Raw genomic sequence first — 12959 nt, forward strand, 5'->3', positions numbered from 1 at the left:
ATCGCACGGCTCCGGCGCTTGCTCCATCCGTGCACTCAACCACGCCGCGCATTCCTTGCCGGAGCGGAAAGTCATTCTGTAGACTTTCCGTTATGGAAAATAACTTTGACGGGCACCCGTCGGTCGAGGAGGCCGCTGCCAGCCTCCGCAACCTCGCTTCCGACCGTCAGGCACTGGCCGACGGCGTGCGCGTTCCCAAAACACTGCTGGCCGCACTCGGGGGCGTGGCGGCCTGGTGGGTGGCAGGAGCCGCGACAGCCACCCCCGGGGAGAACTACGAGCCCCCGGCTTCCGGCTGGTTGGGCCTGGTCGCCGTTCTAGTGATTGTTCACCTGATCCGCCGCGAAACCGGAATCCGATTCCGTAAGATGGGCCCACGCGCCGTGATGGCTGGGATCGCGGTCCTCTTGGTTTGCCTAACTCTTTTCTCGGTCTCACTCGGCCTGGTTTCCTTGGGCGTCGGCTGGGCCGTGGCGCTGGCCAGCCTGTGCGCCTTTGGCCTGGTTACGTGGCTCGCAGGAATTGCCTACCGCTCGGCGCTGGAACAGCTGCGTCGTGATTAGGGCCCGGTTCGACGACGTCATCCACGCGCCGCTACGGTTACGGATTTGCGGAGTACTGCGGCCTGTGGAGCAGATGGACTTTGCTGTGCTGCGTGACACGCTGGACGTCTCGGACGCCACCCTCTCGAAGCACCTGAAGACCCTGGCCGAGGCCGGATACGTCAGCCTGACCAAGGCCGCATCGGCGGCGCGCAAGGATGCGCGCCGCCTGACTTGGGTGACTCTCACCCCAGTCGGGCGGAACGCCTTCGACGGGCACGTGTGTGCACTGAGGGAAATAGTAGGCACTGCCCACTGAACGCCGATCCGACTCGCGAGCCCACTCCTATCAGGGGTCCGGGAGTTCCTGCGAGGCAAAACAAAAGCGGCCCTGCCTAGGTTTTCCCTAGTCAGAGCCGCTTTCTTGCTGGCGGAGGATGGGGGATTTGAACCCCCGAGGGCGTGAACCCAACACGCGTTCCAGGCGTGCGCCATAGGCCGCTAGGCGAATCCTCCAGATGTTTGCTCACAAGAGCAGATACCAGAGTACCCGAAAGCGGCCCTATGTGCCGAATCGGGCGGGAGCCCCGGGGCTGAGCCTAGGAGTTCAAGGAGCTGGAGCTCGGGAGTCCACGGGGCTGCGGCGCGGGAGTCCGAAGAGCTCGGTCGCGCGCTGCCAAGGGGCTGGGCGGGAGTCCAAGGGGCTGGGGCACGGCAGTCCAGTGGCTGAGGCGGGGCGATCAAAGCTCACCGGAGACGGTCGCAACCCGGACCGGGACGCGCTCAAAAATTGAATCCGAGACCCGGCGGGCACCTCCGCCCTTTAGCTCTGGAAGGCTGCGACCGGCAGTGGCAAACTTACGCCATGGGTGAGGTGAAGGGCTGGGGGCAGGCCCTTTTCCAAGGGGACTGAACAACATGGCCACCGGTACAGAGTCAGCGGTAGGCAGCGTGCCACCGGCACACATCTTGGACTGGCTGCTGGCCGGGGATGCGTCAATCCGGTTCCAGACCCTGCGCGATCTCTGCGACGCGCCGGAAGGCGAAGTGGCGGCCGCGCAAGCCCAAATCGCCGGCTCCGGCTGGGGCGCGCTGCTGCTGCAGGCGCAAGACCCGGACGGCAGCTGGGGCGGCGGCCTCTACAACCCCAAATGGACCTCCACCATGTTCACCTTGCTGCTGTTGCACTGGCTCGGGCTGCCGCCGGGGCACCCGCAGGCCGTGGCCGGCTGCCGGAGGCTGCTGGACGGGGCAGAGTACTTCGACGGCGGGCTGACCTTCGGCCGGCATCAGGACCGGGCCGAGAACTGCATCACTGCCATGGCCGTGCTGGTCGGCTCCGAGCTGGGCCAGCGGCTCGACGGCGATCCGCGGATCGACAAGGCAGTGTCGTGGCTGCTGGCCGAGGAACTGGACGACGGCGGCTGGAACTGCGAGGCCCACAGCTCACCGGCCAAGCACGCCTCGTTCCACACCACCATCAGTACGCTGGAGGCGCTGTCGGCCTACCGGCACAACGGCGGCTCGGTCAGGGTGGACGTTGCCGAGGCCCGCGGCCGCGAATTCCTGCTGATGCATTCGCTCTACCGGTCACACCGGACCGGGGCGGTGGCGCATCCTTCGCTGTCCCAGTTCCGGTTCCCGCCGCAGTGGCACTACGACATCCTGCGCGGCCTGGAGTACTTCCGGGCCGAGGGCTGCCCGCACGATGACCGGATGGCGCCCGCCATCAAAGTGGTGGCCCACGGACGGCGCAGCCCGGGCAGCTGGGGCGGGTACCGCCCGTATCCGGGGCGGATGTGGTTCCGCTGGACGGCCGAGGACATTGGCCGTTGGGCCACGCTGCGATGCTCCCGCGTGCTGCGCTGGTGGGATGCTCCCGACGCCGCCCCCAACACCGCCGCCGGCTCCCCGACGAGCCCCGGCAGTGATTTCGGGCCGCCGCCCGAAGTCGGGTAGACTGTTCGTCGGCCCCTCATGCGGTGTCATCCTGTGAACTCCCCCAGGACCGGAAGGTAGCAAGGGTAAGCGGGCTCTGTCAGGTGCATGAGGGGTCTTTACTTACCCCCATGCTGCCTATCCCCAGCCCGGCCGTTTCGGCGTGCACGGGCCCAGTTTCAACCGATAGGGTTTGATCGTGAGTACAGCCCTTTACCGTCGCTACCGCCCGGACACTTTCGCGGACGTTATCGGGCAGGAACACGTCACCCACCCGCTGATGGCGGCGCTGCAGAAGAACCGCGTCAACCACGCGTACCTGTTCTCCGGCCCGCGCGGCTGCGGCAAGACCACCTCGGCCCGCATCCTGGCCCGCTGCCTGAACTGCGCCGAGGGCCCCACGCCCACCCCCTGCGGCACCTGCGACTCCTGCGTTGAACTCGGCCGCGGCGGACCCGGCAGCCTTGACGTCATCGAGATCGACGCCGCGTCCCACGGCGGCGTGGACGACGCCCGCGACCTGCGCGAGCGGGCCACTTTCGCCCCGGTACGCGACCGCTACAAAATCTTCATCATCGACGAGGCCCACATGGTCACGTCGGCCGGCTTCAACGCCCTGCTCAAGATCGTCGAAGAGCCGCCGGAACACATCAAGTTCATCTTCGCCACCACGGAGCCGGACAAGGTCATTGGCACCATCCGCTCCCGGACCCACCACTATCCTTTCCGACTGGTCCCGCCGGAACCGCTGATGCAGTACCTGGAACTGCTGTGCCGGCAGGAGAACGTTCCGGTGGCCCCGGGTGTCCTCTCGCTCGTGATCCGGGCCGGCGGCGGCTCGGTCCGCGACTCGCTCTCCGTGCTGGACCAGTTGATGGCCGGTGCCGGACCGGACGGGCTGGACTACGAACTGGCCGTTTCCCTGCTCGGCTACACCCATGCCTCCCTGCTCGACGACGTCGTCGACGCCTTTGCCGCGGGTGACGCTTCCACCGTGTTCAGCGCGGTGGACCGCGTGGTGCAGACCGGCCACGATCCGCGCCGCTTCGTCGAGGACCTGCTCGAGCGCTTCCGCGACCTGATCATCGTGCGCGCCATGCCGGAAAGCGCCCACGCGATCCTGCGCGGCGTCCCGGAAGACCAGATCGCCCGGATGCAGACCCAGGCCAACCAGCTGGGCGCGTCCGAACTCTCCCGGGCCGCGGACATCACCAACCAGGCGCTGACCGAGATGACGGGCGCTACCTCCCCGCGCCTGCACCTTGAACTGCTGTGCGCACGCATCCTGCTGCCCGCCGCAGACCAGGGCGAGCAGGGCGTCGCGGCCCGGGTGGACCGGATTGAGCGCCGGCTCAGCTACGGCGGGGCCCCGGTTTCCTCCCCGGCAGCCGGCCAGGGGCAGGCGCCCCCCGTGCATGCCGCCGCGGAGCCCCCGCTCTCCGGGCCCGAGGCTGCGCGCGCCGCGCTCCGGGGAGCCAACGCCCACAAGGCCGAGCCCGCCCGACCGGACGCGGAGCGCGTCACTCCCCCGCGGGTGAGCACCACCGACTGGCCACGGGAAGACCAGCAGGGTCCCGCTGCTCCCGCCGCCAACAACTCCCAGCCCGCAGGCCAGCCTGCCCAACAGCACGACGGCGGAGCTCCCGCTGGCTCCGGGGGGACGGCACCTGCGTCGGCCGGAAGCTCCGGATCTCCGGCTGCGGCCGGCTCCGAGGCCCAAGCGTCTTCCGCCCAGCCGCCTTCCGCTCCGGCATCCGCCGCCGACCCCGGCCGTCCGACCGTCCCGTCGTCGGTGTTCGGGAACCCGCGCGACGGCAGCAGGCAGGACGCCGGCGTGCAGGTCACGTCCGGCGCGGCCGGTCCGCAGGAAGCTGCTGCAGGATCCTCCGGCGAAAGCTCGGCGGACTGGGGTGGCAGCTGGGGCGCCATGCCGGAGCAGGCTCCGGCGCCCGAAGCCCCGCGACCCGCTCAGTCGGCTGGCAGCCAGGCTCCTGCATCGGGCCAGCCGACTCAATCTCCCCGGAACACGGCAGCGCCGACAGCGGCGTCCGACCAGCGGCCCCAGGCACAGGACCAGTCCCCGGCGCAGCAGCCCGGAACGCGGACGCAGGGAGCACCGCAGGCTCCGGCGCGCCCGGAACCAGTCGCACCCCGGGCGCAGGCCCCGGCCCAGCAGCAGACACCGGCACGGCAGGAACCGGTTGCACCACACGGGCAGGCTCCCGCCCAACAGTCTCCGGCGCGCCCCGAACAGGCCGCGCCACCGGCACAAGCTCCGCACCAGGGCCAAGCCGGTCCCCAGGCCTCCGGGCAGATCGAGATGATCCGCCGCGCCTGGCCGGAGATCCTGAACACCCTCAGCGGCATCCGCAAGGTGACGTGGATGAACGTCAGCACCAATGCCTCGCCGCTCAGCCTCGACAACACGGCGCTGACGCTCGGTTTCAAGAACCAAGGTTCTGCCACCAACTTCAACAACGGCGACCACGCGGACAACGTGCGTCAGGCCATCCAGCAAGTGCTCGGGATCGACCTGCAGATCCAAACCGTCGAAGACGCGTCGGTGACAGCGGGTGAGTCAAACCCAAAAGTACCTACTAGCCGGCCGCAGCCGGCAGACGGAGGTTGGTCCGCCAACGCCGCGACGGTAGGTGCGCCCGCGCCGGTTTCGGAACCGGTTGGGCAAGCCATTCATCAGCAGCCCGCACCGGCCGCTGCCGGGATGGCCGGTTCCACGGCCGGCCCCGGCTCGGCGCCTTCTGCGCCTTCTGCTGAACCGGCGATTCCGGGTGCCCCGGCCACGCCGGTTGGCTCGGCGATGTCGGCTGGCTCCGCCTCCGGCTTCTCGGGTGGCTCTGCGTTGTCTGGGAGATCCGGCGAGTCCCCTGCTTCGACTGTTTCCGGTCCGGCTGCCCCCAACGGGGTCCCCGCGCCTGCGGGCCTTTCGGCAGCAAGCGGGATGTCGGCGCCCACCGCGGCTTCAACCGCCAGCGCTATCTCCGCGGCCTCAAGCTTGTCGGCGCCCACCGCCGCTTCAGCCCCCAGCGCTATCTCCGCCGCCTCAAGCTTGTCGGCGCCCACCGCGGCATCAGCCCGCAGCGGTATGTCCGGGGCAACCGCCGCGTCAGGGGCATCAGCACCCAGCGGCATGTCCGCAGCCACCGCCGCGTCAGCGCCGTCGGCCGAGTCGCCGAACAGCGCCTCCGGCAATGGCCAGCGACCGCCGGCCCTGCCCGGGGAGAAGCCGGTGTTTGCGAAGTTGGCCGAGCGGATGGCAGCCCCGGGGGCTCCAACCGCTGTCCCCGTGGCAGCCGGTGCACCATCGGCTTCGAACCACTCCGGTCCGGCGCTGGCCGGCTTCCCCGCCCCCGCAGTCCCAGCATCTTCCGCAGTCCCAGCAGCGGCGGTGCCCGGGGCTGCCGCCCAAACGAACACGCACCCCACCGGCCCCCTGTCGGCGCAACCAAGCACGTCCGCCCCCTCCGCTCCGGTACAGCCGTCTCCGTACGACGACATCCCGTATGCCAACGACGAACCGCCTGCCGAGGAATGGGAAACGACGCCGGACCGGCACATGGCCGGGCAAAAGCGCAGCCGCTACCAGCAGTTGCTGGACCAGGCGAAGGCCACGCAGGCAACATCGGCCGCCGCGGCGCCGTCCCCGGCAGCCCGTGACCTAAACTTGAAGTACGTCGAGGACATCCCCAGCGAAGACGACGAGGCCATCGAAGATTCCGGACTGGTGGGCCGCGCTGCCATTGAAAGGCTCCTCGGCGGACGCCTGATCGAAGAACGAAGCCTCGACGGTTCCTAACCGCCCGCGGAGATTGAAGGTTCAGTGTACGAAGGTGCTGTCCAGGAGCTGATCGACGAGCTCGGCCGCTTGCCTGGAATCGGCCCGAAGTCCGCCCAGCGAATCGCGTTCCACATTCTGGAGTCCGATCCGGCCGACATGAAGCGGCTCGTTGACGCCGTGACACACGTCAAGGAGCGGGTGAAGTTCTGCTCCATCTGCGGGAACGTCTCCGAACAGGACACCTGCAACATCTGCCGTGACCCGCGCCGGGACCCGACGGCCATCTGCGTGGTGGAAGAGTCCAAGGACGTCATCGCGATTGAGCGGACCCGGTCCTTCAAGGGCCGCTACCACGTGCTCGGCGGCGCCATCAATCCGATCGGCGGCGTCGGCCCGGAGCAACTGCGCATCCGTGAGCTGCTCAGCCGCCTCTCGGACGGGCAGATCGAGGAAATCATCATCGCCACCGACCCGAACCTCGAAGGCGAGGCGACGGCGACCTATCTGGGCCGGATGCTCAAGACCATCGGCATCCCCGTCAGCCGCCTGGCGTCCGGCCTGCCGGTCGGAGGCGACCTCGAGTACGCGGACGAGGTTACCCTGGGCCGCGCCTTCGAAGGCCGCCGCGCCCTCACCTGACACCCGCCCGGCACCGTCGTCGTTGTTACCCGGGCCAGTCATACTGCCCGCCCGCATTCTCTGCAGCACCCCCTGCGGCGCTAGAATGGCGGTTGCCGCGCGGTGCGCAGCCGGGACCCGCGGCAGCAATCCATGAGCCCGGCGGCGCGCCCCGAGCGGCCGCAGTCCGGGCCCCAACCCAGGAGTTGTTTAGAGAACACATGAGCCTGATAGTGCAGAAGTTTGGCGGTTCCTCAGTATCGGACGCGGAGGGGATCAAACGCGTGGCACAACGCGTCGTCGACACCCAGGCCGCCGGCAACCAAGTTGTCGTCGTCGTGTCCGCCATGGGAGATACCACCGACGAACTGCTTGACCTGGCCGACCAAGTCTCCTCCAACAGCAGCGCCCGCGAAATGGACATGCTGCTGTCCGCCGGCGAACGCATCTCCATGTCGCTGCTGGCCATGGCCATCCAGGAGTTCGGCTCCAAGGCCCAGTCCTTCACCGGCAGCCAGGCCGGCATGGTCACCGACGCCATCCACGGCCGGGCACGGATCATCGACGTGTCGCCGCACCGGGTGATGACGACCATCGAAAAGGGCGAGATCGCCATCGTGGCCGGCTTCCAGGGCATCAGCCGGGAGAGCAACGACATCACCACGCTTGGCCGCGGCGGTTCCGACACCACCGCGGTGGCACTGGCGGCCGCTCTGGGCGCCGACGTCTGCGAAATCTACACGGACGTCGACGGCATCTATACCGCCGATCCGCGGGTGGTGCACAGCGCCCGGAAGATCGATACCATCTCCAGCGAGGAGATGCTGGAAATGGCGGCCTCCGGCTCCAAGATCCTGCACCTGCGCTGCGTCGAGTATGCGCGCCGCTTCGGCGTGAAGCTGCACGTGCGCTCGTCCTTTAGCACGAACGAGGGAACCTGGGTACTGCCCGACCCCGACGACAAGATCAAGATTCAAGAGGGAGAACCCTTGGAACAGCCCATCATCTCCGGCGTTGCCCACGACCGCTCCGAAGCCAAGGTGACCATCCTGGGCGTGCCCGACATTCCCGGCAAGGCCGCGGAAATCTTTGGCATCGTGGCCGGCGCGCACTCGAACATCGACATGATCGTGCAGAACATCTCCACCCGCGGTACCGGCAAGACGGATATCTCCTTCACGCTGCCCATGGTGGAGGGCAAGGAAGCGCTGGAAGCGCTCAACGCGGCCCAGGACGTGGTGGGCTTCGAGGGCATTCTCTACAACGAGAACGTCGGCAAGCTCTCGCTGATCGGCGCGGGCATGCGCTCCAACCCCGGCGTCTCCTACAAGTTCTTCGAAGCCCTGCACAAGGCCGGCGTGAACGTGGACATGATCTCCACCTCCGAGATCCGCATCTCGATTGTCACGCACGCCGATCTGCTGGACACCGCGGTCCGCGCGGTGCACGCGGCCTTCGACCTGGACACCGATGAGGAAGCCACGGTCTACGGCGGCACCGGCCGCTGACGCCGTACCGGCGGAATCGTGAAGGGGCTGTCAGCAGTTGGCTGACGGCCCCTTCGTCGTGTGTCAGGCCTTGCGCGGCCTGCGGTATGCGTAGGCGTGGCCGGGACCGCGCTCCACTTCGATCTCTGCCAGTTGTTCCTCCGACGCCTTCTCGGCCGCGTCGTGCCGGTGCACCACCGGGGAGTCAGACTCGATCCGATCGGCAGGGCCCCAGACCTTCGCCGCCTTCTCCGTGGCGCGCATGAAGCGGTCCATGAAACGCCCATTTCCAGCCATCTGAATCACCTTCTTGCTCAGAAGAATCCGTGGCATCAGTTTAACGAGGACCGGTACGCAAGAATAGAGCGCGCCTAGGCCGGCTTCTTCGGCACGATGTAGGTGCTGCCGTCCGCCCGCGTGACCGTTTCCCACTGCGACGCTTCTGCCTCGCGCTGCTTGAGCAGGGTTTTGTTCTCCTCGGTCATGGGATGGTCCACGCCGCTCTTCTGGGCCGGGCCGAAGACGATGCGGAACTTTCCGGTCGCCCGCATGAACGCGTTGACGCGGGACTTCTTCTCGGCCATGTGCGTGATCCTTCTTCCGGTGCCCGGTGGACTATGTGGGCGCTTAACCCCAGAATAGGGCATGAACAATTAGCGCACGAACCTATGGAGAGTGATGGCCGTGACAGCGACGGCGGGGACGACGGACGACCTGCTGCTGGAGCACCAGCTGTGCTTCGCGCTGTCGGTGGCATCGCGCAGCGTGGTGGCCTCCTACAAGCCGGTGCTGGAGAAGCTGGGCCTCACGCATCCGCAGTACCTGATGATGCTGGCTTTGTGGGAGCAGAGCCCGCGGATGGTCAAGGATCTGTCCGAGGCGCTGCAGCAGGAACCCGCCACCCTGTCCCCCATGCTCAAACGGCTGGAGCAGGCCGAGCTGGTGACCCGGGAGCGCGTGGAAGGCAACGAGCGGGCGCTGGCCGTGGGCCTGACCGACGCCGGAGAGGCGCTGCGGGAGGAGGCCCTGGCCGTGCCCGGCACCATGCTGGCGCGTTTAGGGCTCGAACGGGAGCAGTTGCGCGAGCTGAACGCCTCGATGCATGCGCTGATCAAGGCCGCGCGGGCGGCCAAAGACTAGCGCCGAGGCACGGTCCCTGCCGGTAGATGCGGCGGGAGGGTGGCCGGTGGACGTTTCCACCGGCCTCCCTCCCGTTTGTTCAGGTGTTGTCAGCGGCCAGGACCGCGTGTTCCGCTAACGACCCGAGCGCTGCCCGGGCTGGGTCGAGACGCTGCCGTCGACTATCACGGCGGCACCTTCAGCTGCCGGCGCCTGCGCGGCGGCCCCGTTGCCGGAGACGTTGACAGTCACCGCCGTGGAGGAGCCGTCGCCGAACTTCACCAGGCCAACCCAGCTGCCGGCGGTCAGGCCGGACCAGGCGGCGGTTACCGTGCCGGTCTCGCCGTTGGCCAGCTCCAGTGGATCCGGGCTGACCGCCAGGTTGCCGGCGTCACCGCTCAGCGCCACCGTGTCGATGGTCCCCTTGCTCGCCTTGCCGTCCGGGCTGCTGTACAGGTGCGCGATGGCGTAGTAGGTGCCCGGTGCCGGATTGTTGATGACCAAGGACTCGCTTGCCGAGGCCGTGGCCGCAGAGATCACGGTGCCCGCGGGGGTGAAGACGTACAGATCCCAGTCTGCCCCCGGGTCGGCCGCGGTGATGGAGAACTGCGCCAGCGTGGCACCTGCCGGCACCGCCTGCGGGGCATATCCGGTGCTGCCGTTGGAACCGATCACGGCTGGCTGTCCGGGGACCTTCTCCACCTCGGTGGCGTTGGCCTTGGCCAGGCCCTCGACCGCCAGGTCGATCGGCGAGTTGGTGCCCGAAGTGACCTCGATCGAACCGGTGCCGTCACCGCCATCGGAAGCGAACGCCACGCTGGCGGGTGCCACCGCTGTGACCGGCCGGACGGCGATGGGTGAGGCAACCACGTGCTGCCCGCCGCCCCGGGCGGCGCCGGGCTTGCCGGCCTTGCCCTCTTCGGTCCAAACCAGCTCGCCCATGGTGAACTGGTCCAGCGGCGCGTCCGCGTTCTCGAAGGTGACCTTGAACGTGCGTTCCTGGCCGGCCTTCTTGAACGTCAGCTTCGCGGGCGAGACCTTCACGTTCACACCCGGCAGGTCCACGTCCGCCGTGTAGGTGCCGGGCTCCAGGGCGGTGAGCGTGCGCTCCACGGTGACCTTGCCGGCCAGCTTCCCGAGGGCGAACGACGGAACGTTGATGTCCTTGGATTCGACGGTGTCCCGCTTCTTCAGACCCAGGTCCACGCCGGTGCCCTGGATGAAGCCCAGCCAGTCGTTGACATCGGCGTCGTAGGCCAGGCCGGGATCGCCCATGCGGGCGGTATCCACGTGGCCGGCGCCGGTGGCGAAGCGGTCTTCGTTCACCGAGCCGTCCTCGGTGACCAGGTCGCCGGCGGTGGTCATCATCGCCGACTTCACGGTGGCCGGGGACCACTTCGGGTTCTTGGCCAGCAGCAGCGCGCCGAGGCCGGCCACGTGCGGTGCGGCCATCGAGGTGCCGGACATGAAGCCGCTGGTTTCGCCGCCAACCACCGGGGAAACTCCGGCGAGCACGTTCACGCCGGGGGCCGCAACGTCCGGCTTCAGCAGGTTCGAGTCCACCGCGGTGGACGGACCGCGGGAGGAGAACTCGGCGACCTGCGGGACCGGGCTCTGGGGCAGTCCCGTGGTGTCACGGTCGCGCAGCGCCGCGGTCAGCGACGGATCTGCCGCAACCTTCTCCTTGATGGACGGGTCGTCGATGTGCACGGTGGGGACGGCGTGCAGGTCCAGGTCGAGCGACCCGGGCGTCACGTTGACCAGCACCATGCCGACACCGCCGGCCTGCTCGACGGCCACCGACTTGTCCGCGCGGGCGATCACGCCGCGGTCGCAGATGACGATCTTGCCTTCGACCTTGGCCGGATCTAGCTTGCCGGGGTAGCACAACCGTGCCTCGTCCCCGGTGGCACCGGCCGCACCCGCCTGGGCGGAAAGGATCAGCGCCGTCTGCGGAACCTCTCGGTTCATGATGGACGTGCCGCGGTATTTGGTGCCGTCCGAGAGTTCAACGGTGCCCTGCAGTTCGTTGGAGAACGTGCTGGCGGCCACCGTGGTCACCCAGGGCGCGCTGTGGTTGACGGTGGCGGGAGCCGGGCCCGAGTTGCCGGCGGAGGCGGAGACGAAGACGCCCACTTCGGCCGCGCTCAGGAACGCCACCGACACCGGGTCCAGCACGGAGTTGTTGTTGCCGGAGATGGAGTAGTTCAGCACGTCCACGCCGTCGAGAATGGCCTGCTCGATCGCGGACACGGAGGCCGAGGTGTAGCAGCCGCCGGTGGCGTCGTCGTTGTCCTCCCAGCAAATCTTGTAGACGGCAACCTTGGCGGCCGGAGCCACACCGTTGCCGGTGCCGAAGTCGCGGCCGTCAACCGTCTGCGTCACGCCGCTGTTGCCGGCGGCCGTGGTGGCGGTATGGGTGCCGTGGCTGGCGATGTCCAGCGGGGAGATGGACTCCTGCGGGTGCCTGTCTCCCGGCGGGACGTAGGCCAGGAAGTCGTCGGCGTAGTAGCGGGCGCTGAGCACCTTGGAGTTGCATTCGGTGCCGTCGAAGCCGGAGCCTTCCTGGCCCGGCTGGCATTCGCCCAGGAACGTGCTGCCGTCCGCCTTGAGCATGGCGATCTTGCCGTCCGGCGTCAGGTAGGGTTCGCCGACCTTGGCCTTGCCGCTCAGCGGCTTGACCTCCTCGCCGGCCAGGAAATCGCTCTCCGGGTAGTAGCCGGTGTCGATCACGCCGACCACGGTTCCCTTGCCGGCGTTCTGCGCGCCGCCATACTGTTCGGCCCAGACGCCGTTGCCGCCGGGCAGGTCCAGGAAATCAGTGCTGGAGTAGTCCGGGTGGTGCTGCTCGTCCGGAGCTACCGCCGCCACGCCCGTCTTCTTGGCCAGCTCGGCTGCCTGCAGCCCGGTCAGCTCCGCCGCGAAGCCGTTCACCGCCGTCGTAAAGCTCTTCCCGATCTTCACGCCCTCGGAGGCAGCGACGTCGTTCTGCTGCTCCTGCAGGTGTGCCCGGTACTTCTTGGCGTTGGCGCTGTTTGCGTTCAGCTTCTCGCCGGGCGCGGGCTTCGTTGCCGCGATGCCGGACACGCCGCCCTCATAGGTGGCCAGCGGATCGCCCGAAAGCATCACGATGTAGCGGCCGTCCTCGTAGACGGCCTGCTGCCCGTCCGGATTCGAGGTGATGGTGCGCGCAATGTCGGCGGGTGCGGCCGCCGCCGGGCCGGCAAGCCCGGAGAGGATCAGCGGTATCCCCAGTGCGAGTGCTGCGGCAGAGCGCAATCCCTGCCGGTGCACAAAGCTGCTGCTTTGCTGTGTCATGAGAAGGAAATGCCTTTCATCCGGTGGACCGACCGCTTTGGACGGCCCGCAGACGCAGCCGAATGCCTATCCTGTGGGCCGTACGGCCCACAGGGTATTGGATTTCCCCGGCGTGCGAGGCCGGCCCCATCCCCAACTGTG

At 68.2% G+C, this 12959-nt stretch carries 10 protein-coding genes, 1 tRNA gene and 1 other RNA gene; 8 read left to right on the plus strand and 4 right to left on the minus strand.

Annotated features, from left to right (window positions below; translation table 11 throughout):
• The first annotated feature begins 92 nt into the window (after positions 1–92).
• Together AC5RV3_RS11275 and AC5RV3_RS11280 are read left to right on the plus strand one after the other, a co-directional pair.
• Positions 93–563 carry a hypothetical protein gene (locus AC5RV3_RS11275; RefSeq protein ID WP_494122210.1) on the plus strand — a complete coding sequence of 157 codons (471 nt, stop codon included), beginning with the start codon at positions 93–95 and terminating at the stop codon, positions 561–563.
• Positions 556–861, plus strand: a complete 306-nt coding sequence (locus tag AC5RV3_RS11280) for a transcriptional regulator (RefSeq protein WP_494111125.1) — start codon at positions 556–558, stop codon at positions 859–861. Before AC5RV3_RS11275 ends, AC5RV3_RS11280 begins: the two co-directional genes overlap by 8 nt.
• Before the next feature lie 109 nt (positions 862–970).
• Here AC5RV3_RS11280 and AC5RV3_RS11285 read toward each other — a convergent pair.
• Positions 971–1058, minus strand: a tRNA-Ser gene (locus AC5RV3_RS11285).
• Between the two features lie 402 nt (positions 1059–1460).
• Here AC5RV3_RS11285 and AC5RV3_RS11290 point away from each other — a divergent pair.
• The 5 genes from AC5RV3_RS11290 to AC5RV3_RS11310 all read left to right on the plus strand — a co-directional run bounded on the left by AC5RV3_RS11290 (position 1461) and on the right by AC5RV3_RS11310 (position 8402).
• Positions 1461–2501, plus strand: coding sequence for a prenyltransferase/squalene oxidase repeat-containing protein (locus tag AC5RV3_RS11290; RefSeq protein WP_494122211.1), 1041 nt, complete (start codon positions 1461–1463; stop codon positions 2499–2501).
• A gap of 7 nt (positions 2502–2508) precedes the next feature.
• Positions 2509–2604: signal recognition particle sRNA small type (gene ffs / locus AC5RV3_RS11295), an RNA gene on the plus strand.
• Between the two features lie 75 nt (positions 2605–2679).
• Positions 2680–6294: a DNA polymerase III subunit gamma and tau gene (locus AC5RV3_RS11300; RefSeq protein WP_494122212.1), complete on the plus strand. Its 3615-nt coding sequence runs from the start codon at positions 2680–2682 to the stop codon at positions 6292–6294.
• 24 nt (positions 6295–6318) lie between these two features.
• On the plus strand, positions 6319–6915 hold the full coding sequence (gene recR / locus AC5RV3_RS11305) for a recombination mediator RecR (protein ID WP_493988596.1): 597 nt from the start codon (positions 6319–6321) through the stop codon (positions 6913–6915).
• 200 nt (positions 6916–7115) lie between these two features.
• Positions 7116–8402, plus strand: coding sequence for an aspartate kinase (locus tag AC5RV3_RS11310; protein WP_494111122.1), 1287 nt, complete (start codon positions 7116–7118; stop codon positions 8400–8402).
• A gap of 63 nt (positions 8403–8465) precedes the next feature.
• Here AC5RV3_RS11310 and AC5RV3_RS11315 read toward each other — a convergent pair whose 3' ends face one another.
• The gene (locus tag AC5RV3_RS11315) at positions 8466–8678 is read right to left on the minus strand and encodes a hypothetical protein (protein WP_494111121.1); all 213 of its coding nucleotides are present in this window, start codon (positions 8676–8678) and stop codon (positions 8466–8468) included.
• A gap of 74 nt (positions 8679–8752) precedes the next feature.
• On the minus strand, positions 8753–8965 hold the full coding sequence (locus AC5RV3_RS11320; protein ID WP_494111120.1) for a hypothetical protein: 213 nt from the start codon (positions 8963–8965) through the stop codon (positions 8753–8755).
• Positions 8966–9059: 94 nt separating this feature from the next.
• On the opposite strand from AC5RV3_RS11320, the gene AC5RV3_RS11325 reads away from it, so the two are divergent.
• The gene (locus AC5RV3_RS11325; protein WP_494122213.1) at positions 9060–9521 is read left to right on the plus strand and encodes a MarR family winged helix-turn-helix transcriptional regulator; all 462 of its coding nucleotides are present in this window, start codon (positions 9060–9062) and stop codon (positions 9519–9521) included.
• Between the two features lie 114 nt (positions 9522–9635).
• Here the strand turns inward: AC5RV3_RS11325 and AC5RV3_RS11330 are convergent, their stop codons facing one another.
• Positions 9636–12818: a S8 family peptidase gene (locus AC5RV3_RS11330; protein WP_494122214.1), complete on the minus strand. Its 3183-nt coding sequence runs from the start codon at positions 12816–12818 to the stop codon at positions 9636–9638.
• Between the last annotated feature and the right edge of the window lie 141 nt (positions 12819–12959).

Source organism: Arthrobacter sp. Y3221114, assembly GCF_059092625.1.